16 protein-coding genes and 1 pseudogene are annotated in these 22323 nt (G+C 63.7%); 11 read left to right on the top strand and 6 right to left on the bottom strand.

Translation table 11 applies throughout. The annotated features are described in order from the left end of the window. Nucleotides 1–156: 156 nt before the first annotated feature. Nucleotides 157–663 (top strand): annotated as a pseudogene (locus tag VGM71_RS03640) (cyanophycinase); the annotation flags it as partial. 162 nt (nucleotides 664–825) lie between these two features. Continuing rightward, the gene (locus tag VGM71_RS03645) at nucleotides 826–1851 is read left to right on the top strand and encodes an isoaspartyl peptidase/L-asparaginase family protein (protein WP_414675084.1); all 1026 of its coding nucleotides are present in this window, start codon (nucleotides 826–828) and stop codon (nucleotides 1849–1851) included. Nucleotides 1852–1975: 124 nt separating this feature from the next. On the opposite strand, the gene VGM71_RS03650 is transcribed toward VGM71_RS03645, so the two are convergent. Beyond that, nucleotides 1976–2266, bottom strand: coding sequence for a hypothetical protein (locus VGM71_RS03650; protein WP_331542454.1), 291 nt, complete (start codon nucleotides 2264–2266; stop codon nucleotides 1976–1978). Between the two features lie 598 nt (nucleotides 2267–2864). Here VGM71_RS03650 and VGM71_RS03655 point away from each other — a divergent pair. From VGM71_RS03655 to VGM71_RS03665, 3 genes are all read left to right on the top strand, one after another. Next, nucleotides 2865–6038: a TonB-dependent receptor gene (locus tag VGM71_RS03655; RefSeq protein WP_331542455.1), complete on the top strand. Its 3174-nt coding sequence runs from the start codon at nucleotides 2865–2867 to the stop codon at nucleotides 6036–6038. Nucleotides 6039–6103: 65 nt separating this feature from the next. Beyond that, complete coding sequence (locus VGM71_RS03660; protein WP_331542456.1) at nucleotides 6104–8473, top strand: GH92 family glycosyl hydrolase; 2370 nt, start codon at nucleotides 6104–6106, stop codon at nucleotides 8471–8473. Between the two features lie 3 nt (nucleotides 8474–8476). After that, nucleotides 8477–10315 carry a glycoside hydrolase family 2 protein gene (locus tag VGM71_RS03665; RefSeq protein WP_331542457.1) on the top strand — a complete coding sequence of 613 codons (1839 nt, stop codon included), beginning with the start codon at nucleotides 8477–8479 and terminating at the stop codon, nucleotides 10313–10315. Here VGM71_RS03665 and VGM71_RS03670 read toward each other — a convergent pair. The 3 genes from VGM71_RS03670 to VGM71_RS03680 all read right to left on the bottom strand — a co-directional run bounded on the left by VGM71_RS03670 (nucleotide 10281) and on the right by VGM71_RS03680 (nucleotide 13288). Continuing rightward, nucleotides 10281–12047 (bottom strand): GGDEF domain-containing protein, encoded by a 1767-nt coding sequence (locus VGM71_RS03670; RefSeq protein ID WP_331542458.1) that lies wholly within the window; start codon nucleotides 12045–12047, stop codon nucleotides 10281–10283. The genes VGM71_RS03665 and VGM71_RS03670 overlap by 35 nt on opposite strands. Before the next feature lie 32 nt (nucleotides 12048–12079). After that, the gene (locus tag VGM71_RS03675) at nucleotides 12080–12370 is read right to left on the bottom strand and encodes a hypothetical protein (RefSeq protein WP_331542459.1); all 291 of its coding nucleotides are present in this window, start codon (nucleotides 12368–12370) and stop codon (nucleotides 12080–12082) included. A gap of 72 nt (nucleotides 12371–12442) precedes the next feature. Next, nucleotides 12443–13288 (bottom strand): SAM-dependent methyltransferase, encoded by an 846-nt coding sequence (locus tag VGM71_RS03680; RefSeq protein ID WP_331542460.1) that lies wholly within the window; start codon nucleotides 13286–13288, stop codon nucleotides 12443–12445. A 304-nt stretch (nucleotides 13289–13592) separates the two neighbouring features. Here VGM71_RS03680 and VGM71_RS03685 point away from each other — a divergent pair, with 304 nt between their 5' ends. The 6 genes from VGM71_RS03685 (at nucleotide 13593) to VGM71_RS03710 (ending at nucleotide 20207) form a co-directional block, all read left to right on the top strand. Then, nucleotides 13593–16571: an autotransporter outer membrane beta-barrel domain-containing protein gene (locus VGM71_RS03685; protein ID WP_331542461.1), complete on the top strand. Its 2979-nt coding sequence runs from the start codon at nucleotides 13593–13595 to the stop codon at nucleotides 16569–16571. A 120-nt stretch (nucleotides 16572–16691) separates the two neighbouring features. Further along, the gene (locus VGM71_RS03690) at nucleotides 16692–17840 is read left to right on the top strand and encodes a Fic family protein (RefSeq protein WP_331542462.1); all 1149 of its coding nucleotides are present in this window, start codon (nucleotides 16692–16694) and stop codon (nucleotides 17838–17840) included. 507 nt (nucleotides 17841–18347) lie between these two features. Continuing rightward, nucleotides 18348–18644 carry a hypothetical protein gene (locus VGM71_RS03695; protein ID WP_331542463.1) on the top strand — a complete coding sequence of 99 codons (297 nt, stop codon included), beginning with the start codon at nucleotides 18348–18350 and terminating at the stop codon, nucleotides 18642–18644. Nucleotides 18645–18916: 272 nt separating this feature from the next. Beyond that, a complete protein-coding gene (locus VGM71_RS03700; protein ID WP_331542464.1) occupies nucleotides 18917–19414 on the top strand; it encodes a hypothetical protein in 498 nt (165 codons plus the stop codon). Next, nucleotides 19411–19782 (top strand): hypothetical protein, encoded by a 372-nt coding sequence (locus tag VGM71_RS03705; RefSeq protein WP_331542465.1) that lies wholly within the window; start codon nucleotides 19411–19413, stop codon nucleotides 19780–19782. Before VGM71_RS03700 ends, VGM71_RS03705 begins: the two co-directional genes overlap by 4 nt. After that, nucleotides 19767–20207 carry a hypothetical protein gene (locus VGM71_RS03710; RefSeq protein WP_331542466.1) on the top strand — a complete coding sequence of 147 codons (441 nt, stop codon included), beginning with the start codon at nucleotides 19767–19769 and terminating at the stop codon, nucleotides 20205–20207. Before VGM71_RS03705 ends, VGM71_RS03710 begins: the two co-directional genes overlap by 16 nt. Nucleotides 20208–21360: 1153 nt before the next feature. Here the strand turns inward: VGM71_RS03710 and VGM71_RS03715 are convergent. Together VGM71_RS03715 and VGM71_RS03720 are read right to left on the bottom strand one after the other, a co-directional pair. Next, nucleotides 21361–21894, bottom strand: a complete 534-nt coding sequence (locus VGM71_RS03715) for an SRPBCC family protein (protein WP_331542467.1) — start codon at nucleotides 21892–21894, stop codon at nucleotides 21361–21363. After that, complete coding sequence (locus VGM71_RS03720) at nucleotides 21891–22256, bottom strand: metalloregulator ArsR/SmtB family transcription factor (RefSeq protein WP_331542468.1); 366 nt, start codon at nucleotides 22254–22256, stop codon at nucleotides 21891–21893. Before VGM71_RS03720 ends, VGM71_RS03715 begins: the two co-directional genes overlap by 4 nt. Between the last annotated feature and the right edge of the window lie 67 nt (nucleotides 22257–22323).

Consider the following 22323-nt stretch of genomic DNA (forward strand, 5'->3'; position numbering starts at 1 on the left):
GCCATAGGCGACGTCGCTGCCGCCACTCCCGCGAAAGTGGAACCCGGCGCCATGCTGATGGGCGGCGGTGCCTGGGTCGACAAGGCGTTCAAGTGGCTTTCCGCGAAGGCCGGCCACGGTCATATCGTGGTCCTGCGCGCGTCCGGCGACCAGGACATGCAGGAAGAGTGGTACCACCGCATTGGTGGCGTGGTATCCGTGCAAACCATCGTCTTCAGCGCACGCGAGGCATCGATCGATCCGGACGTGCTGGCAGTGGTGCGCCACGCAGATGGCATCTTCCTCGCGGGTGGTGACCAGGCGAAGTACGTGAACTACTGGAAGGGCACGCCCATGCAGGAGGCGCTCAATGCGCATGTGCGTGCCGGCAAGCCGATCGGAGGCACCAGCGCCGGGCTCGCCGTGCTGGGCGCGCATGTCTACGGCGCCATGGATGGTGGGAGCCTGACATCGAAGGATGGGATGGCCGATCCACTCGACAAGCAGGTGACGCTGGTCGAGGATTTCCTGCACCTGCCCTTCCTCGAGCATGTCCTCACGGATACGCATTTTTCCCGGCGTGAGCGCCAGGGACGCCTGGTCGCCATGTTGGCGCGCGAGCGTGTGGAGGGCGATCGCAGCGCCGTCGGCCTCGGCGTCGACGAGCGCAGCGCCCTGTGCGTCGACGGCGATGGCAAGGGACACCTGTTCACCATGCACAACGGTTTCGCCTGGCTAATGCAGCCAGGTGGCATGCCGCAGCGTGCCGTGGCGGGAAAGCCGCTGGTCTACCGCGACCTGCGCGTCACCGGCGTCGGAACGCAGAGCAGCATCGACCTGGCCATGATGAAGGTCGACAAGCCCGCCTTCCAGGCGGTCGCTACGGTGGAGAACAATCGCTTCACCCTGCGCGGCGAACAGCCGGTGGTGCTTGCCATCCACGGCGGCGCCGGCGTCGAGCGCGCCGGCATGACGCCGGAGATCGAGGCCGGTGCGCGCGCGGCCATGGAGCTGGCCCTGCGGCGCGGCTATGAGCAGTTGAAGCAAGGCCATCAGGCCGTCGATGCCGTGACTGCAGCCATCACCGTCCTCGAAGACGACCCGCTGTTCAATGCCGGCCGCGGCGCGGTGTTCGCCCACGATGGCCACAACGAGCTCGACGCCTCGCTGATGGAGGGAGCTACGCTGGCGGCAGGTGCGGTGGCCGGGGTGCACACGGTAAAGAATCCGATCCTGCTGGCGCGCGCTGTCATGGAACACTCGCCGCACGTCATGCTGGCAGGCGACGGCGCCGAGCAGTTCGCGAAGGAGCAAGGCGTGTCCCTGGTCGATCCCTCGTATTTTCGTACCGAGCGCCGCTGGCAGGAACTTCAGCATGCGCTGCAGGAAGAGAACCAGCAGGCGAGCGTGCCGGACCGCGCCATCAAGCACTTCGGCACCGTAGGCGCCGTGGCGCGCGACGACGAGGGACGCCTCGCCGCCGGCACGTCGACGGGCGGCATGACCGACAAGCACTACGGGCGCGTGGGCGACTCACCGGTCATCGGTGCCGGGACCTACGCCGATGTCGATTGCGCCGTCTCGGGAACCGGTTGGGGCGAGTACTACCTGCGCGTCTCCGCAGCTCGCGAAATCTGCCTGCGCATGGGACGCCTGGGTGAATCGGCCGCGACAGCGGGCAAGGCGGTTATCGAGGATGAAATCCCCGGCATGGGCGGCGACGGTGGCGCCATCGTGCTGGGCAGCGATGGCGAAGTGGCGTTCCCGTTCAATACCGAAGGCATGTATCGCGGCTGGATCGGCGCCGACGGCGTGCCTCATGTAGCGATCTACCCGAACGACGCCCTGCCGTTGCCGGTGGTTGATCGGTAAGGTAACAATCGATGCCGCTTGATCGGCTCGACGGAAGACTCCGCAGCACCCTCTTTTGGCTTTCCGATCACGAGGGTGGAATTGGCCCGGATAGCGTTGCCATGGGCTGTTTTGTCTCCAGGCTTCAGACAGCTGGAAGGTTGCGGGTGGCAACCAGGTAGCCGGCAACGAAGCCTGCTTCGATGCCAGTCATTACCGATACGGTGGTGGCGAGCGAATTCCCGCTGCGGCGGAGGAATTCCATGCAGAAGCCAAACAGGACGACCGCGCTCAAGATGGTCAGCGAACGCACCGCTGCCCTGGCAAATTCCGGCCCATCGGGGTCGTACTCGCCTTGCATCTCTCGCCGCCAGACGTCTCCCCAGTCCCTGATGGTCAACGCGAAGCCAAGCCAGACCTCGGGAGATAGCGACATACGCCATCTTGACCACCCCCTTTCGACTTCCCCTTTCCATGGCGCGCGCCCAGATGCTTGCGCCGGACCGCCACTTCTTGTGGCCAAGTCTGCCTGCCGGTCGAGCCGATCGCAAGACAGGACGAGAGACGTGGATCACACAATGGCCGCACGACGTCAAACGCGGCGATCCGCCGTTTTTGCGGTGCAGCGTGACAGCCGTGTCGTCGCCGTCTTAACTTGCGCTCGGGGATTTAGATCGATCCAAGTCAAGAATGATCAAAGCCGTGCCGCGGCTGGAAGAGATCAGACGGATTTGGATTCGGGGTTGGGGAGCCTACGCATGACCAAGAACTACCTGACACACCGCATTCGCACCCCGGGTCGCGAGACCCGTGCGTGGGGTCGTTCGCCTCACCCCTTCGAAGCAGCACCTTCCCAGAGTTGAAGCTCCACCGCCGACGAGCCGGGGGGCTCGCTGGCGGCCTGAATTTTGGATCGATCCAAGACAAGGTTATAGGAGGCAGCGTGTCGTCATAAATCGCGCATCTGCAGCAGTGAACGGGGGAGTACCGCGCCAACTACATGGGGCGCGCATCACTGAGGGAAACACAAAAAAATGTCTTATTTGCCGCACACGCTCACGCGCAAGCCGCTCTACGCGGCCATCGCTTCCGCGACCCTGTCGTTCGCCGGCTTCATGGGAATTCCCGCGACCGCCTTCGCGCAGGACGCCGCACCTGCCTCCGCATCGACCGCGCCTGCGCCAGCCCAGACGTCCCAGGACAACAAGGCGGACAAGGACCGGCAGGGCAATGCCGCCAAGAGCGCCACCAAGCTCGATACCGTCGTCGTCACCAGCTACCGCCAGTCGATCGACCAGAACGTGCTGGACAAGCGCGACGCCAACTCCATCGTCGAGGTCATCAACGCGCAGAACATCGCGCAATTCCCCGCGAAGAACATCGCAGACGCGCTCGCGCATGTTCCAGGCGTGGTCATCAGTCGTGAATCGGGCGAAGGCAAGACGGTGAGCATCCGTGGCCTCGCGCCCGAACTGACCTATACCGAGTTGAATGGCAACTACGTCGCCTCGGCCGATACCTCGGCGGGCCTGACACGTTCGTTCAACTACACGCTGTTCCCGGCGAACATGTTCTCGGACATCAAGCTCTACAAGAGCCTTGAAGCCCGTCTGGACGAAGGCGGCATCGGCGGCAACGTCGACCTGCGCACGCGCCGTCCGCTCGAGATGGAGGCGAACGAAGGCTTCATCACCGGCACCGCCGCGAGCTCCGATACCAGTGCGAAGACGGAACCGCAGGGCGCGGCGCTGTGGTCGTGGAAGAACAAGGATGAAACGTTCGGCGTCCTCGTCGCCGGCGCGTACCAGAAGCGCCAGGCGACCACCTACCAGGCGGATGCTTCGAGCTGGCACTGGTGGTCGGACGCCTGCAAGGACCACGCGACCTGCACCCAGGCTCCGGTGAATATCCACGGCAACCCGTACAACTCCGCGGTCAACAACAATATCGACCTGTGGGGCAATGGTGTCGTCGACCAGGCCGGGAACGTCTCCAACGGCTTCTGGATGCCGCAGCAGTTCGCCACGAGCCGCAACGACCTGACGCTGAAGACCAAGGGCGCCCAGGCAACGATGCAGTTCAAGCCGAGCGAGCACTTCCTGCTCACCGGTAACTATTTCCGGTTCGAACGCCAGCAGACCCAGATCACCAACACGCTCGAAGTTCCCGAGTGGGGCCTCCCGAACAACACCAACTACGCGGACCAGAACGGCCGCCTGCTTGCGCCCAACGGTCTTACCTTCGACAAGTCCGGCACCATCGTCACGGGTGCGAACTACGTGCTGCCGCCCGCCGGTGTCGGTTGCAACTCCGCGGTAAACCCCGCCACGGGCGCGAGCCGCCAGGCGGTGGACGTGTGCTCCACGGAAATCCCGTGGCTCAATGGCAACTACTCCGTCGAGAAGGCCACCTCGCAGACCCTCAACCTGGAAGGCGAATGGGATAACGGCGGCGACCTGAGCGGCTCGTTCAATGTCGGCCGGACCTGGGCGAAGGGCGGCCCCTCGATCGAACTGGGCATGGCGGCCAAGCCGCGTAATTTCGTGAATGGACAGTGGGTAAACGGCAGCTCCGGCGCCGCGTGGAATCTCAGCGGCAAGCCAGGCATCGCTGCCGCCCCCTCTGTCCTGCCGAACATGCTGGCCGGCGCTGGCCAGGTCGACCTGGGTTCAACGGGCTCGAACATGGTAAACACCCGTAATTCGCAGAACTTCGGGCAGGCCGACTTCACCTGGGCATTCGATTCCTCATGGATGCAGTCGCTGCAGTTTGGCGCGAAGTACACCGATGCGAACGCGGAGCAGCAAAGCAACGAAGTGCGCTGGTACTGCAATGGCACCAACGATCGGTTCCAAACCTGCGATCCTTACGCAGGTCAGCTTCCTCCCGGCTTCCTGCTGCCGAATTACCTGGAAGGCGTGAACCATGCGTACGGCGACAGCATCTTCCCTGCGATCAACTACCCGGCGTACTACAACCATCTGAACGAGACCTACGACCGGCGGATCTACAAGAAGCCGCAGAACAAGTCGTCGATCGACGAGAAGGTTGCGGCTGCCTATGTGCAGGCGAACTTCGACACGGGCACCCTGCGCGGTAACGTCGGCCTGCGCTTCGTCACCACGAAGCAGGACCTCACCGTCGCCAACCAGGTCACCACCAACAACGCGGTGTACTACCACGACCCGGCGGGCAACATCCTGATCTGCCCCGCTTCTGGCGTGAATGCCGGTGGAGGCAGGTGCGCCGCCGGCGACTTCCAGTACCTGCCAACCGACGTCGCGGTGGTCGAAAGCTTCAACAATTCGACGACCAACAAGCGCTACAACAAGTTCCTGCCGAGCTTCAACATCGCCTGGACGATCGCAGATGACTTCATCCTGCGTGCTGCCGGCTCGCAGGCAATGGCCCGCGCCAACTACACCGACCTGGCCCAGCTGGGCCAGCTGACAAACAACACGCAGGACTACTACAACGATCGCAAGCAGTTCGGCGCTCCGTTGCCGGGTTGGTACGGTTCCGGCGCGAACGCCGAGCTGAAGCCCTTCACGGCTACCCAGTTCGATCTTGCCGGTGAGTGGTACTACGCGGCCCACGGCGTCGTCGGTATCGATCTGTTCCAGAAGAAGGTGAAGAACTTCGTCGTGCCGGTCACCGTCAACGACACCGACGTGAACGTGGGCGGTACCCAGACGAACTTCCAGCAGTACAGCACCAATGCCAACGGCCGCTCCGGCACGTCGAAGGGCATTGAAATCTATGCGCAGCACACCTGGGATTCGGGATTCGGCTACATAGCCAACTACACGCTCAACCACACCAATGAAACCGCGGTGTCCCTGGGCGATACGCAGGTAGGCAAGGCCGAGCTGATCGGTAGCGCGAAGTACGCGGCAAACGTCTCGCTGTTCTATGAAAAGAACGGCCTGTTGCTGCGTGCCAGCGACAACTGGACGGGTCGCACGATGGAAGGTCTGGCCGCGGGTCTGCCGATCTACGCGCAGCCGTATCACCAGATCGATCTGAACGGCGACTACGAGTTCAACAAGCACTTCATGGTCACCGCGTCGATCATCAACTTCAACAAGGCGACGCCGCACACCTACCTGGGTGGCGATACGCGCGCACGACTGGTCCAGCTGCTGTATCCGGGCCGCCAGTACTACGTGGGCGTAACCTACAAGTTCGGCGGTGAAAGCAACAAGTAAACAAACGACGGGGCCGGGCACATCGCCCGGCCCCGTCTTCGTTTCACATGCAGAAGGAAGAGCTCATGACCTCCCCCGCCGCACGCCTTCCCCGCCGTGCCTCACTGATATCGGCTCTCGTCCTTCTTGGGATGGGAACCATTTACGCAGGCCATGCCGCGACCGGCAAGCCGGCCACCGCCGCGAAGTCGAGCCTCGACCTCGCCAACCCGTTGGTCGGTACCGCGCCACTGGACCGGCAGGTCCTGATCGGCAACTCCCCCCCGCAGGGCGAGGCGCTCTATACCGGCATGACCACGCCGGGCGCCAGTCTGCCGCAGAGCGCGACCGAAGCGGCGCCGGTCAACATCAATGCCGACCTCGGCTTCGCCACGGGCGTTCCCGTGGCCTATGACTATCGCCGTCCGGCCATGATCGGCTTCACCGCCGGCGGCTCCACCTATGGCGCCCGCGGCGCGCCCATGGTCATGCCCGTGGTAGGCGACTGGACCGTGCCGCCGGACTACATGACCTCGTACTACGACAAGGCCACCGAAAAGGCCTCGCCCGGTTACTACGCGGTCGACCTCGCCACTTTCCACACCAAGGCGGAGCTGACGGCGACGCAGTGGACGAGCCTGATGCGCTTTACCTTCCCGGCAAGCCACCGCTCCAATGTGGTGGTCAACCTGCGCCGCGCGGGCGGTGACATGGAGGTGGTGGACGACCATACCCTTCGCGGCGTCGCCACGTCAGGCCGCAGGGACAGGGATACCGACGGCCCCTATTTCGTTGCCGAGTTCTCGCGTCCCTTCGCCAGCTTCGGCACCTTCAACGCCGATGTGACCAACAAAGGCGAAGGACTGGGACATACCGACGTGCAGGCGGGCCGCCGCAAGGTTTCGGGCGGTTACGCCGGCGCCTATGTCACCTTCGATACGAAGGCTGGCGACCAGGTGGTGATGCGCGTCGCCCACGGCCATAGCGCCGAGGAAGCCGACCAGAGGCTTCGCGCGCAGGACAGCGACGCGGACTTGGATCGTGTACATGCCAAGGCGCGCGCGAAGTGGGCGGAACTGTTCGACCGCGTCGAGGTAACGGGAGGCACGCCTAAGCAGCGCGCCCTGTTCTACTCGACGCTGTACCACTCCTTCGCCAGTCCGCGCATGATCGCCCGCAAGGGCGAGCACTACACGGATTCCGCGGGTAACGACAAGGTCGCCGACTACGATCATTACGGACCGGTGCCCTTCTGGGACACGGGGCGCAACCAGATCACGCTGTTGATGCTGCTCGAACCAAAAGTCGTGCAGGACATCATGCGCTCCGAACTGGATCGCGCGCGCGAGCGCGGCTACATGAATACCTCATTCCACGGCGATCACGCGGTGTTCCTCTATGACGGCGCCTGGCAGCGCGGTATCGATTTCGACTACGCCGCGGCATACGAATACTTGCGCAAGAACGCCACTGATCCCAAGGGACCGCGCGGTTACCTGGCCGAATACGACAAGCAGGGCTGGATCTCCGACATCGTGCCCGACCGCAATCCCAGCCCGCCGTATGCAGGCGGCAAGGCAGGCGTCGCCACCACGCTCGAATACGCCTGGGACGACCATGCGCTCGCCGACGTCGCCCGCCGGCTCGGCAAGAACGACGACGCCGAGATGTTCATGCGCCGTGCCGCCAACTACCGCAACGTGTTCGATCCTTCGGTGGGCTTCTTCCGCGGCCGCACCGACGACGGCAAATGGATCGCGCCGTTCGATCCGGGTGAACCCTATTACAACTTCATGATGAAGGAAGGCTCGGGCTGGTCCACGCTGTGGCTGGTGCCGCATGACGTGCAAGGCCTGATGACCCTGCTCGGCGGCCGCGACGCGTTCAACGCCAAGCTCGATACCTTCTTCTCCACGCCGTATACGGCTAAGGGTGTCTGTCGCGACTGCACGGGCCTGATCGGCCAATACGTGCAGGGCAACCAGCCGGACCAGCAGGCGGCGTACCTGTATGCATGGGGCGGCCAGCCCTGGAAAACCCAGGCACTCACGCGTCGCATCCTTACCGATCTGTATGGCAGCGATGCCACCGGCTATGGTTACCCCGGCATGGACGACCAGGGCTCGACCTCATCCTGGTACGTGCTCAGCGCCATGGGCTTTTACCCAGTCGATCCTTCCACCCCCGACTACATCATCGGCAGCCCGATCTTCGACCGCGTGCGCCTGAGCATGGGCAACGGCAAGGTCTTCGAGATCGTCGCGAAGAACAATTCGGAGCGGAACATGTACATCCAGTCCGCCACGCTCAACGGCAAACCGTGGACGAAGCCATGGTTCAGCCATGCCGATATCGCGAACGGCGCCACCCTGGTGCTCACGATGGGGCCTGAGCCGAACAAGAGCTGGGGTGCGGATCCGCACGACGCGCCCGCTTCCATGTCCGAGGGTAAGTAACGAATGAAAGTCTGGACCCGCACGGTTGCGGCCATCGCCTTCGTCCCCATGGCGATGGCCGCGACGGACGAGGCGACCCTCTGGAACGGCAAAACGGCGCCCCTGGCAACGCCATGGACCACCGAGGTGTCGCCGGGCAACGCCTTGCCCGAGTACCCGCGGCCGCAACTCGCCCGTCCTTCGCTGGAACATCCCAAGTGGATGAGCCTTAACGGGCTATGGCAGTACGCAGCGAGTGACGGGCAACACACGCCACCCTTCGGCAAGACGCTGAAGGACAAGGTGCTGGTGCCGTATCCGGTCGAATCGGTGCTCTCCGGCGTGCAGAAGCATTCGGACTTCATGTTTTACCGCCGGATGGTGGATGTTCCCGCCGATTTCACCGCGCATGGGCAGCACGTTCGCCTGAACTTCGGAGCGGTTGCGCAGGACGCCACGGTGTATGTAAACGGCAGGCAGGTGGCGAAGCACACGGGCGGCTACACGTCCTTCGGTGCGGATATCACGCCGGCGCTTCGCGCGGGCGGCCCGCAGGAAATCGTCGTCGCCGTGCATGCACCCGTTGACGGCGCCAACGTGATGGTGGGCAAGCAACGGCTGAAGCCCGAAGGGATCTTCTATACCGCGGCCTCGGGCATCTGGCAGTCGGTATGGGTGGAGCCGGTGCCGGCTGCCAGCCTGGCGCAACTGGACTTCACGCCGGCGCGCAGCCTGGACGCCTTCACGGTGACAGCGAAACTGCAGGGCGACAGCATGAACGGCACGCTGCATGTCACCGCCTATGCCGACGGCAAGCCAGCAGGCCAAGTGAGCGGATCGACGGGCAAACCGATGCGCCTGCCCATCGCGCAACCGCACCTGTGGAGTCCGGAAGATCCTTTCCTTTACACCTTCAAGGCCACGCTTACGCAGGGCGAGCAGCACGACGATGTCACCAGCTATGCCGGTCTGCGCAGCATCGCCATCGGGAAGGTGGGCGGAGTCAACCGCATCCTGCTCAATGGCAAGCCCACCTTCCTGCTGGCCACGCTGGACCAGGGTTACTGGCCTGACGGCATCTACACCGCACCCACCGACACGGCGCTCCAGTTCGACATCCAGAAGACGAAAGACCTGGGCTTCAACACCATTCGCAAGCACATCAAGGTAGAGCCGGCTCGCTGGTATTACTGGGCCGACCGTATAGGGTTGATGGTGTGGCAGGACATGCCGGCATTGCCTAACGGACACAACGAAAAACTCAGCGACGCCGACAAGGCCGCCTTCCGCGCCGATGTGTCCGCCATCGTCGAACAGCTCGCCGGCGAAACGTCGATCATCGGCTGGATCCCGTTCAACGAGGGCTGGGGCCAGTGGAGCATTCCCGCCGCCGCGGAGTTCGCGGCGCAGATCAAGAAGCTCGATCCCTCGCGCCTGGTCAATGCCCGCAGCGGCCTGAACTGCTGTGACACCAAGGGCGATCCGCAGGCGGGCGACGTCATCGACGTGCACGACTACCAGGGGCCCGGTCTACCCAGCCCCGACGCCACGCGGGCTTCCATGGACGGTGAGCACGGCGGCCTGACCCTGGGTGTTCCCGGCCACATGTGGCCCAACACGGCCATCAACCCATACGGCGACGTGAAAAACCGCGCCGCACTGAACGACGGATACATCGCCAATACCGCCGTGCTGCGCGACAAGGGGCCAGCCAAGGGCGTGTCGGGAAGCGTCTATACCCAGATCACCGACGTCGAAGGCGAGCACAACGGTCTGTTCACTTACGACCGTAAGGTCGAAAAAGTAGACGAAGCCAGGGTGCGCGCGATCAATGAGGCGACGATACGCGCAGCGGGGCGGTAGCGTCGTCGCCATCGAGGACGACGCGGTTTCGGCCATGGTGCTTGGCCTGGTAAAGCGCGGCATCCGCCGCGCGGCACAGGGGCGGCAATTCGTACCCGGCTGTTTCGGTGCAGGCAAGGCCGACGCTGACGGAGAACGCGACGACCGCACCGTCGACGACCAGTGGCGAGGCTGCGATCGCCTGGCGAACGCGCTCGGCGATCACGCTGCCCTGCAATCGCGGCGTATCCATCAACAGCATGCCGAACTCCTCTCCGCCGAGGCGTCCGAGGAGGTCGGCCTTGCGCAGCTGGCCCTTGAAGATGGCGACGGCGTGCTTCAGCACCGCGTCGCCCACGGCGTGTCCATGCACGTCGTTTACCTGCTTGAAATGATCCAGGTCGAGGAACACCAGGCATCCCTCGCCTCCCCGCTTTTCGAGGACACGCAACGCCCGCTCGGATTCGGCCATGAAATGCTGGTGGTGGAAGATCCCGGTAAGCCCATCGCACGACGACAGCCACTTGAAGCGAAGCTGCGATCGCTTGATGCGCACCATCCAGAAGACGATCGAAAGAAGAACGAGGAACATCACGACGATATAGAGGCGGCTCGTTTCCACGGCCTTGGCGTCCAGCGCCTGCTGCAGCCGCAGGATGCGGTTTTCCTTGCTGAGGCCTTCCGTTTCGAGCTTCTCCGCACGGAAGTGCTGGCGTGCGGCTTCATAGGCCGCGTTCCTGACATTGGCGTCGCGAAGATAGCCCTGATCCTGGATCACGTAGCGCTCGTAGTAGTCCAGCGCACGGGCCGCATGCCCCTGCGCCTTCTCGATCGTGTAAAGGATGCGGTAGGCGAATCGCAGGGCCTCGTTGACGTCGCCGTGATGACCCATGGCAATGGTTTCCAGCGCCGCTTCCCGCGCTTCGGTCACGTGGCCCAGCGCTTCCTGGATCTGCGCGCGCTGGCTGGCGAGGCTGATGACGTGTGAAAAATATTTGCTGGCCTGGACAGCTGGCGTGATGCGCTTAATGGTCGCGAGCGCCTCCTCCAGCTTGTGTTCGTCGAACAGCCTGTCCACGAGGATGAGCGACATGGTGTTGGCGAAAATCGGTTGGTGGTCGGCTGTGCAGATCTCGATTGTGTCCCGCAACTCCGGACTGCGAGCCGACAGTTCACGGGCTCCCTCAAGGGCCGTGACCTTCTGGACCATCCCCTGGCAAGGCGATAGGCCAGGCGGCGTGGCTTTGAGCATCATATCGGCGTACTTCAGTCCCTGCTCGGGCTGGCCCGCGAAGGTCAGCATCTGCGACAGGTTCGCCAGCAATACGAAACGGGCCATCGGATCGGTCACCACGGGAAGGGTGTCCGCCGCCCGCGTCGCCATGGCATACGCTTCGGCGTATTTGCCCTGCTCGCTGAGGTTGTTCATCAACATCGCGATTGCGCGCGTGCCCAGCGGATCGTCGTCCGCAGGCGCCATTACGCTTCGAAGAGCGGTCTCCGCTTCGGGATAACGCCCTTCGTAATTTGCCTGCCAGCCGTCGAGGAATTGCAGATAGCGTTTTTCGGCTGCGCTGAGATCGGCCACGTCGCGATGGAGTTCGCCCAGCATTTCGACGAAGCGCGGATGATCCTTCGTGCGTATGGCATCGACTTTCTCGAGCCGTCCCGCGCCGGATTCCATGGGCGCAGCGCGGCCCTCCGGCAACTGCGCCCATAGGGCGAGCCCTACAAGAAGCGGCCAGGACCGCATGTGGCCAAAGCCAAAGGCCATGCCGCCAACTCTCAGGTGGAGGGGGTATCGTCCGATTCGCCGGGACGCTGGTCAGGCTCGTCGGTATCCTCGGGGTCCAGTTCTTCGTCCTCGTGCGCGCCCGTCTGGCTCTGGTGCTCGACATGCATCTTGTGGAGACCCAGTTCCTGGGCCAGCGCCGTGCTGTCGCCATTGGCGGCAAATGCGCGTACGCCTGCCGAGGCATCGGCAGCCTCGAGCGCCCTTGCCAGTTCATCCGGCGAGGCACGCCGCAAGGCTGCATCACGGCCGATGGCTTCGAGCAATTCAACGGTATCGCGCATGTTTCTTTCCCTGGGTCATATTGACGGTCCAGCTGACGCCCTAACGGCACGCTTGCCAGTTTCTTTAATTTTTCATGCCGGAACAGCGGTTTCCCTACCCGTGCCGTAGACCGCGTCGAGTGCATCGAGGCGCGCGCGCATGATGGCGTTTGGCTTCAGTTCGCAGGCTGGCGGCAGCACGAGGGTTTCCTGGCCGGTGAATTCCGCGATCGGAAAATCGCGAAGCGCCATGCGCTGGATGTGCGGCCCCTCGACCGGCAGCGTGGGTGCGCGATAAACCGTGACCTCGTGATTCGCCGGATAGTCTTCCAGCAAGCGCTCTGTCAGCAGCTCCCGATAGGCATCGGGCGTGCGGAACCGGCCGAGCGAGCGGTCGCCGACGACGCCAAGTTGCCACAGGATCACGTGGCCGGTCGTGTCCAGGCTGCGTTCGAAGAAGAGCAACTGACTGGCCTCCAGATGGTGACAACCGACGCGGCCCGGATCGATGCCCAGGTCGGCGTACAAACAGTCTTCCGCCGAGACGCCAGGCTCCATGTGCGCCTGGTATCCCTCGGCGCGGGCCAGCTCGATCACCTTGTGTGGCGACCAGGCGAAAATACCGGGGTGCCCGTAGAAAACGGCGCAAACCCGCTTACCCGCCCGCACTTCCGCGATCATCAGCTCGACCCACTCACGATAGGTCTTCATCCGCGACTTGCCCGGGCGGTAATACGGCTGGAGGCTGCGCACCTCCGGATTCAAGCGCCGCAGCCAGAGTTCCACCACGTGGTCCGAAAGCGCGGCGAAGACGACGTCCGCGGTCTCGATGCTGTTACGCGCCAGGGGAGTCAGGTGGGAACCCAGGGTAATGCCCATGCCGACGCAGCTGATGCTGCCGCGGCGAGGCTCCCTGGATGTCGAAGTCTGTGTGGTCATGGGCTTGATAGTAGGCAGAATTAGTGTGACCGGCGCGAGCGCCCCCAGCAGGGATCGTGCAGACCCCCCGAACGACTTCCGATAGACGGTTTCCGGAACCCCTTACCCATAATGTGACACAACGCACATTCTCGGGTGGAATCCCTTCCGTGGCAAGTACTTACCCTTGGGCGACCTGGGTTCCCCCCCAGCGCACCAGCCCCCTTTGCTCGACAAGCATGCTGCGCGGCGCAGGTGTCGACCTCGCGGTAGGCGCGGAATTTGCATCGATCCAACAGCTCCCACACGTCCCCAAGGAACTACGATGAAAGCGAACGATAAAAGTGGTGCGACTCAAGTGCGCAACGTCAAGAGGGGCAACTGCCTCGCTATTTCCCGTCTGGCCTTTGCGATCGCTGGCGCGCTGCCGCTAACGTCGTTTGCTGCCGTGTACATCGTAAACAATGAATCGGACCTTCAACTTGCCATCCATACCGCGAACTTGAACTCGGATGCCAACGCGGTGATTCAGCTCAACGGCAATGTCGTGCTCAGTGCCCTGGCGCTATCGGAGGCACCTGCCCAAGGGATGACGATCGATACACAAGGATTCACGCTTACCGGCGCCAGTGCCGACTCGAGTACAGCTGGCGCGTTGGCATTCCTGAATGTGCAGGGCCCGCTGACGCTCTCGGGAACGTTCGCCGGCGGTAATGCCAATACCGGAAGCTCGAATCCGGCCGAAAGCGGGATCGCGACCAGTTCCGGTACGGTTGCATCGTCGATCATCAACAACGGTTCGATCACGGGCGGCGCGAGTGGTGGTGGGCCTGGCGCCGGCGGCGCCGGTGCGAGCTTGAACATGACCACGTTCGCGAACCATGCCAGTGGCATCATTAGCGGTGGCCTGGGAGTAGGAACAAGCTTGGGAGGAATTGGCGCCTTCCTTCGCCGTGGCACCACGCTGACAAACAGCGGTGTCGTCGAGGGAGGCGACTCCGAGAATGGCGGCGGCGGTACTGGCATCGACGTGGGCGGCCCAGGCGCTTCCAACCAACTGATCAATCATGGAACGATCCGCGGTGGCACCAGTCTGGATGGGAGCGCGGCGGGTGGCGTCGGCGTCAATGTTCGTGCGGGGACACTACCCATCATCAATACCGGGACCATCGAAGGCGGTAACGGCTCCCGTGCGCTTACCTCCAACGTCGACTTTTCCCTCACCAATAGCGGCATCATCCGCGCAGGCGCTGACCAAGGCGAGGCCATACGGATGTTGTTGCCGACAAAAGTCCTGACGCTGGAGTTGCAGGCAGGATCGGACATCACCGGAATCGTCTTCGCCGGTATTCTTGCACCGACCGATACACTCCGCCTCGGTGGAAGCGCGGACGCCATGTTCGACGCATCGTCCATTGGCGATGCTGACCGATACCAGAACTTCGATATCTTCCAGAAGACGGGCGCGAGCACCTGGACCCTGACCGGTGCAGGCACTGGCGTCACGCCGTGGGACATCCAGCAAGGCACGCTGCGCATCGACAGCGACGCGGCTCTGGGCGATTCCACGGGCGCCCTGACCTTCTCGGGCGGCGCCCTCAGCAGCAGCGCGGATGTGACCCTCGCTCGCGCCGTGACGTTCAACACGACGGGCACGTTCCTCCCGGATGCCAACACGACGCTCACTCTCGACAGTGTGCTGACGGGAGCCGGTGGCCTGACCCAGGCCGGTGCCGGTACGCTGGTCATTCCCGATGCCAAGACTTACACCGGTCCGACGACCGTGGACGCCGGCACGCTCGCGGTCAATGGTTCGATCACCAGCCCGGTAATGGTCAACGCGGCCGGCACGCTCGGCGGCGTCGGCACGATCCATGGCGACGTTACCAATGCCGGCACGGTCGCGCCGGGCAACTTGATCGGCACGCTGACCGTCAACGGCAACTATATTGGCCAGGGCGGCACTCTGGCGATCGAGGCCAACCTCGATGGCGATGCGTCGGCGGCGGATCGCCTCATCGTCACCGGCGATACGTCCGGTACCACCAACGTGAAGGTCACCAAGGTTGGCGGCACCGGCGTGCAGACCATCGACGGCATCAAGATCATCGATGTGCAGGGGGCCTCGAACGGCGCCTTCAACCTCGTCGGCGATTACGTCTTCCAGGGCCAGCAGGCCGTGGTCTCAGGTGCGTATGCGTACCGTCTCTACAAGAACGGCGTCGCTACTCCCGCTGACGGCGGTTGGTACCTGCGCTCGGACTCGACGCAGCCGCCGGATACGAATACCCCCCCGCCGACCGACCCGGCCGGCAACCCGCTCCCGCCAACCCAGCCGCTCTACGCCCCCAGCGTGCCGCTGTACGAGGCGTATGCCGGCGTGCTTCAGCAGTTCAACCAGCTCGGCACACTGCGCCAGCGCGTGGGTGATCGCGCGTGGGCCAGCGACAAGTCCGTGAAGGAAGGGTCGGGTGCGTGGGCGCGTGTCGAGAGCCAGCACAGCGACATCTCACCGGACAGGACCACCACCGGCACGCATTACGACGCGACGACGCAAAAGCTCCAGGTCGGTCTCGACATGATGCTCGGCGGCACGGAGTCCGGTTCGTGGGTAGCCGGTCTCACCGGCCAGTACGGGCGGATCGATTCGAACGTCTCGTCGCTGTTCGGCCTGGGCCGGATCAAGACCCATGGCCACGGCTTCGGGGGCACCTTGACCTGGTACGGCAGCAACGGCATCTACGTCGATGCACAAGCAGAATACAACTGGTATCGCACCGACCTGAGTTCGCGCACGCTGGGCCATATGCTCGTCGACGACAATAAGGGAACCGGCTATGGCGCCGGTGTCGAGGCCGGCTGGAAGTTCCCGTTCTCGACCGGCTGGTCGCTGACCCCGCAGGCCCAGCTCACCTATTCGAGCGTGCGCTTCGACGGCTTCGGCGACCAGTACGGCGCGCAGGTGTCGCGCAAGGACAGCGATGCTATGACTGCCCGCGCGGGCCTCGCGCTGGACCGCGAGACCTCATGGCAGAGCGCCAGCGGCAAGGCCAGCCGCGCGCACGTCTACGGCATCGCCAACCTGTACTATGACTTCCTCGACGGTTCGAAGGTCGACGTGTCGGGTAGCCGCCTTACCAGCAAGAACCAGCCGCTGTGGGGTGGTCTGGGTGTCGGCGGCTCACTGACCTGGTCAGACGATCGCTACTCGCTCTACGGTGAAGCGACGGCTAACAGCAGCCTGCGCGATTTCCGCGACAGCCAGTCCGTGGGTGTGAAGGTCGGCTTCAGCATGAAGTGGTGATGCATGGGGCAATCCCGGCTTATTCCGCCCGGTTGGCATCTGAGCCGAATAGGGCCCATAATCGGCTCACAAAATGAGCCGAATAGACCCGCTAATCGGCTCACGCCCGGAGACCGACCGATGAGCGAACCCCGTTGGATCTGGCAACGACCTGGCTGGCCCGACTTCACGTGGCAGGCTGGAACCCTTGCTCCCCAGCTTCGTGACTGCCAGCGGGTCCAGGGCCAGCTTATCGGCATGGCGGGTGCGGTGGCGGGAAACGTCCAGGCCTGTGAGGCACTAGATACCCTGCTTTCGAACATAGTCACATCCTCGGCGATCGAGGGCGAGCGGCTCGACGTGGGATCGGTTCGTTCTTCGTTGGCCCGGCGCCTCGGGCTGGCTGGGGAGGCATCGCCACGCCCTACGCCACGCAGCGAAGGTGTAGCGGAACTCGTGCTGGATGCGACGCGTCATCCCGAGACGCAGCTGGATCTGCCACGACTGTTTCAATGGCACCGTTGGCTCTTCCCTGCTACCGACGAACTGCTGCCCGTTCGTATCCGCATAGGTGCGTTGCGCGGCGACGAACCCATGCAGGTCATCTCCGGTCGCATCGATCGGCCCACGGTTCATTTCGAAGCCCCGCCACGTGAAGGGCTTGAAGCGCAGGTGGATCAATTCCTTGCATGGTTCGAGGCGTCACGCAGCGATCCCGTGCTCGATCCGCTGCTGCGCGCCGGCATCGCTCATTTCTGGTTCGTCACGCTACATCCGTTCGACGACGGCAATGGCCGCTTGACGCGTGCGCTGACCGACCTCGCCCTAGCCCAGGCGCAACCGGAGGCGATCCGTTTCCATGCCATGTCGGCCAGCATCCTCGCCGATCGCGAGGGCTACTACGACGTCCTCGAGTCCCGCCAGAAAAGCGGCCTCGACATCACCGCATGGCTGCAATGGTTCCTGCGCACCCTGCACGACAGCCTTGTGCAGGCGATTCGCCGTATCGATGGAGTGATCGCCAAAGCGCGGTTCTGGCAGATGCACAGACAACATACCTTGTCGCCCGAGCAGGTCAAAGTGCTGAACCGTCTGCTCGACGGAGGCGAGCGTGGCTTCGAACATGGCATCAGCGCGGCGCAATACCAGGCTGTCGCGAAGGTGTCGAAAGCGACAGCGACGCGTCACCTCGCGGAACTTGTGGAAAAGGGTTTCCTGCGGCGGTTGCCGGGTGGCGGGCGCAGCACGCGCTACCAGATCGATCTGCCGCCGCCGACAACCCCTCTTTAGACCAGCGACGCATTTCTCAGAATTCTTCTATACGTTCAACTACAGACAATTTGTAGATGAATTTGGTAGGGTGAATGTTGCCTGCGCGTTCGTCGTGTACGTCTCGCAGGCAACCATCGCTCTCAGCGGTGAAAAGCGCGGACCAAGGGTGCTACCAACACCCAGGGTCCGCTGACCACAACAACTGAACTAGAGTTGGCATGGCTATGTGTAAGTCTACGCTACCCCCTCGCCCGCCGAATCCCCTCGGCGCCCCCGTCATCGGTTCCCGGGCTGTCTGCCCTCCTCGCAGACCCGGTTGAAGAACGGCGGCGTCGCGTTTTACCTGAGCTTTGTGTTGGCCGAGCCACCCGGCACGTAGCCGTGTGGCCGGGCGAAAGCAACGCCGCCATCCACTTCCTCAATCAAGCCGCCCGGCGCCCGGTCACGGGCAGCCGTTGACCCGCGGCACGCTGTTCGCACGGCGTGCCGCACCTCGGGTCGCGCGGCAACCTCCAAGGAAAGCCCATGAACGCTCCGAAAGTTCGCAAAGAGCCCGGTGCCGACACCGGCAACGAAAGCGAAACCAATACCCGCGAGCTGCTCAACGAAGTCACCGAATGGCTTCAGTACGCGTGTGGCATGACCGACCTGATGGCCGAACTCGTGTACGAGGCGGAGACACTGGACTGCCGGCGAATGGCGCTCGCTTTTCAAACCATCGGTGCCCTGTTGGAGAGGAGTGTTACGTGCACGAAGAGAGCACACGAGCGCGTGGTGTGGGAGCAGGCGCAGCAGTGGGTCGAAACATCCGCGACTCATTGAACCCCAGTGCAGGAGTGACTCTATCGGCGATGAGAGTCCGCGGCGGTGGGCAACTAGCCGCCGTATCACCGAGACTTTTCTCAGCCTGCCCGCGAACGCATGAGCAGCCACCTCTCGTTACGGCAGTCGCCGCACAACCCGCGCATCGTGGCGAAACCCGCGACGCAGGGCCGTTTATCACAGCAACGCGACAAGCCATCTTGTCAGACACGTTCCGCATATGCGGCGACATAAAACATCGACGATGCGCGTGGCGCGCACAAGGAACGTTCATGACATTCATACATTTTCCCGGAAAAGCGCGGGATCCCGGTCGCGACATCGACATCCGCAGCCCGCGCATCGAAAAGTTGAACGACGACGACGACGAACTCCACTTTGGGTTCCCCGTCTATAAGCACTCGAAGCGCATCAAAGGACTGGGCTTCCGGGGAACGACGGTCGATCTGCCCAGTGGTGTATCGCGGTGGACGTTCGTAATCAACAACGAGGAACTTGAGTTCAACTTGGACAGCCGCGACTACATCGCGCCCGAACTCGACGACATGGCGTTCCTGCTATATGCAGCCGATGGGATCACCAGTTCGTTCGCTTCCGGAAAGCTCGTTTTTGAGCCAACCGAATACGTGGTTGTCATCCCGGCGCAGTTACTTGCCGACAAGGGCATCGCCGCACCCGCGTATCTGCGAAGGGGCGACCACGACGAACTCATCCTGAGCCAATGCTACGTCGCCGGCGAGAAGAACCCGTACAGGACGGTCAGCGAATGAAGGACGCCTACGCCGAAGCCATCCGGACGACGTTTCATCCGGCGATTGACGCGCGCAGCGGTGCTGCGCTCTCGCCGGCCCAGATCGAAGAGATCGTCAAGTTCGCCCATTCGGATGCGTCGGGTGCGCGACCGGACGAAAGTCTGGTGGCGCTGGTGGAGCGCAAGTACCTGGACTACCGAGCAGAGCTGCCCTCCGGTACGCAGTACGTCGCGTTCTCCGGCGTGACCGAACGCGTACGTCCAACTGGAAAAATGCCGACGCGTACGTCTCTGCAGCAAATGGGCGAGCCGGCACCATTGGCAACACGCCTTGGGGGGAATTCGTCGAAGAGGCCCAGGCTGATCCCGAAATGCAGCTCGCCGTGAGCAAGATGGAGGATTTCCTGGCCCGCAAGCAGTTCACCCCCGCCTACGGCAAGGCCCTGGATGCCGTCCAGGACACCCTCTGGAACTACGGCAGCGCCCCGTTCATCGAAAACGCCATCCGCAGCAAGCTCCCCGTCATCGGCTTCGTCGATGGGGCGAAGGATTGGCGCGGTTTCACCCGCCACGAGTTGACCACCCTGCTGCGCAGCCCGGACACCCGCTTCAACGGCTATGCGGTCGGCGTCATCGACAGCGATGCCAAGGCGTTTGCCGAGAATGCCGCCGCCGGGTTCCAGCAGGTGCAGAGCAAGGCCGTGAATGCCGCCTCGTTGTACGGCAACAGCGTGGTCACGCCGCGCGAGTTCGACCGGCTCGTCGACCTCAGCCATGGCTACGATGCCGCGAAGGGCACGCTCTTCGGCTAGCCGATCGACGAGTTCATGAAGCAACCACTGTCGGACATGGCCGCGACCGCACACAAGTGGTCGCGCGTGCATGCGCGCCAGCACGAGCAGGTGACTTATCGCACGCCGCTGGACCGCATTCAGGAGGTCGCCCCGGACGGCGCGCATGCTCGCGACATCCTCTTTCAGCCACCCGACGCCGAGTTTTCCCGCCAGGCCCTCTTGCGCCCCGGCCCCGGCGCAGGCAGCCGCGCCGTCGGCCTCGCCGGCGAAGCCGCGCTGGCCGCCGATGCCTTGCTCACCACGCGCAACGTGACCGCGCTGAACGCGGCGAACAATGCCGCCGGCGTGGACTCCGAGGTCCTGCACTTCGGTGGACGCAACCTCGGCGCGTGGGGCGGTGCCATGCTGGGTGCACGGACGGCCGCCACGCTGGGCACCCGGGCCGGGCCGCCCGGCGCGATCGTGGGCGGGCTGGCCGGTGGCGTCGCCGGGGCCGTCGCGGGGGACCGGATCGCCGATGCCATCGACGACATGCGTACCTACCATCAGACCGACCGGAACGGCCTGCTCTGGCGCATGGACCCGGCACAACCGGAGCGCGGCTGGACCCGCTCGGTCTCCACGATCGATCCGGATGCCCCGCGCGTGCCGGGTGTCGGCTACGGCGCCCCGGTATACCGCACCGACACCGTGCCGGCCCCGCCGGAACTGGCGAACGAATTGAACTACAAAGCCTCCGGTGTGCAGGTACAGCTGGCGCTGGCCCACCCGCTGGAGCCGCGCGACCCGGAGCGCCAGCCGGCCGAAGCCACCGATACACCCAGCCTCCGCGCAGCCGAGTGGCATCACGATCGACAAACGGGCGACTGGACACGTCAGGTCACGGTGGGCTACCTCGACCACGGTCTGCCGGTGTCGCGGCCCGAGACCGCTTCGCCGGAGAGGGCCAACCAGCTCGACGCCCAGTCGGCACGAATCGCCGAGGAGAACCAAGCCCTCGCACCCGCAGCCATCGCCGCGCGCTACCTGGAGGCCTACGAACAGTACGGCTGGAACCGCTTTGGTCTACCGGAGCCGGCGGCCACGCAGATGATCGACAAAAGCATCCAGGAAGCGCCGCCACTCAGCGTATATCGGCTCCTGCAGGGCGCTGCGGTTCGGGTGCAAGGGCTCAGTCCGGCAGGCGCTCGTCGTATTCCATTTTCAGACCCAGCCAGTGGTCCCAGAACGGCTCGGGTTCCATGCCCTTCATGCGAGCGTCGAGCACATCCAGGTGCGCATGCCAGCCGGCGCTGATGTTGAGGCGCGTGGAGCGGTCGGCGATGCGGCTGTGGGTCAGTGTGAGCAGCACGTCCTTGCCCTTCGACTCCAGTTCGAAGATGACACCGCCGGTGCTGCCCCACTCGAAGGCAAGTTTGCGCGGGGGATCGAGTTCGGTAATGCGGCTCTGCATCCGATGTTCTTCGCCGAAACCATCCGGCTTGTTGCCCGGAGGATTAGTGAGTTCGTCGTTGCGCCAGCAAAATTCGAAGGTGGAACCGACCTTCATTTCCATGTCGCCGGAAGCGAGCCACTGACGGCGCAGATCGCTTTCGGTGAGGTAGGCCCAAACACGCTCGATGGGGCCTGGGAGTACACGCTGGATTTTCAGCGTGGTGGGCTCGACCAGCGTGCCGTACGTATCGGGGGTGGCTACTGCGCTCATCGTTTGTCTCCATGGCGGGATGTGGGTTTGCTCGCGTCCGCATCGCGGAGGAGCCTGTCGAGCACGCCGAGGCGATCGGTCCAGAAGCGCTCGTAGAACGTCAGCCATTCGTGGATGCTGGCGAGTGGCCCCGGATCGAGGCGGCACAGGTGGACCCTGCCCCGCACTTCGCGACGGATCAGGCCTGCGTTCTCGAGCACCTTGATGTGCTTGGATGCCGCCGCCAACGACATCTCGAAAGGCTCGGCCAGTTGCCCCACCGTGCGCTCGCCATCCGCAAGCTCACGGAGCATGCGTCGGCGCGTGCGATCGCCGAGGGCGTGGAAGACCGGGTCCAGCTGCGGGGCATCTAATTCAACCATAAGGTTGAATATACTCCCCCAACAAAGATAGTCAACCTTTCGGTTGAATTAAATCGCTAACCCTCGG

Origin of the sequence: Luteibacter sp., from assembly GCF_036499525.1 — a bacterium.
Classification (GTDB): Bacteria; Pseudomonadota; Gammaproteobacteria; order Xanthomonadales; family Rhodanobacteraceae; genus Luteibacter.

Bases quoted from the DNA above. Each gene is read 5' to 3' on its own strand.
- VGM71_RS03645 (WP_414675084.1), top strand. From the start codon at position 826: ATGAAGGTCGACAAGCCCGCCTTCCAGGCGGTCGCTACGGTGGAGAAC.
- VGM71_RS03650 (WP_331542454.1), bottom strand. From the start codon at position 2,266: ATGTCGCTATCTCCCGAGGTCTGGCTTGGCTTCGCGTTGACCATCAGG.
- VGM71_RS03655 (WP_331542455.1), top strand. From the start codon at position 2,865: ATGTCTTATTTGCCGCACACGCTCACGCGCAAGCCGCTCTACGCGGCC.
- VGM71_RS03660 (WP_331542456.1), top strand. From the start codon at position 6,104: ATGACCTCCCCCGCCGCACGCCTTCCCCGCCGTGCCTCACTGATATCG.
- VGM71_RS03665 (WP_331542457.1), top strand. From the start codon at position 8,477: ATGAAAGTCTGGACCCGCACGGTTGCGGCCATCGCCTTCGTCCCCATG.
- VGM71_RS03670 (WP_331542458.1), bottom strand. From the start codon at position 12,047: ATGCGGTCCTGGCCGCTTCTTGTAGGGCTCGCCCTATGGGCGCAGTTG.
- VGM71_RS03675 (WP_331542459.1), bottom strand. From the start codon at position 12,370: ATGCGCGATACCGTTGAATTGCTCGAAGCCATCGGCCGTGATGCAGCC.
- VGM71_RS03680 (WP_331542460.1), bottom strand. From the start codon at position 13,288: ATGACCACACAGACTTCGACATCCAGGGAGCCTCGCCGCGGCAGCATC.
- VGM71_RS03685 (WP_331542461.1), top strand. From the start codon at position 13,593: ATGAAAGCGAACGATAAAAGTGGTGCGACTCAAGTGCGCAACGTCAAG.
- VGM71_RS03690 (WP_331542462.1), top strand. From the start codon at position 16,692: ATGAGCGAACCCCGTTGGATCTGGCAACGACCTGGCTGGCCCGACTTC.
- VGM71_RS03695 (WP_331542463.1), top strand. From the start codon at position 18,348: ATGAACGCTCCGAAAGTTCGCAAAGAGCCCGGTGCCGACACCGGCAAC.
- VGM71_RS03700 (WP_331542464.1), top strand. From the start codon at position 18,917: ATGACATTCATACATTTTCCCGGAAAAGCGCGGGATCCCGGTCGCGAC.
- VGM71_RS03705 (WP_331542465.1), top strand. From the start codon at position 19,411: ATGAAGGACGCCTACGCCGAAGCCATCCGGACGACGTTTCATCCGGCG.
- VGM71_RS03710 (WP_331542466.1), top strand. From the start codon at position 19,767: ATGCAGCTCGCCGTGAGCAAGATGGAGGATTTCCTGGCCCGCAAGCAG.
- VGM71_RS03715 (WP_331542467.1), bottom strand. From the start codon at position 21,894: ATGAGCGCAGTAGCCACCCCCGATACGTACGGCACGCTGGTCGAGCCC.
- VGM71_RS03720 (WP_331542468.1), bottom strand. From the start codon at position 22,256: ATGGTTGAATTAGATGCCCCGCAGCTGGACCCGGTCTTCCACGCCCTC.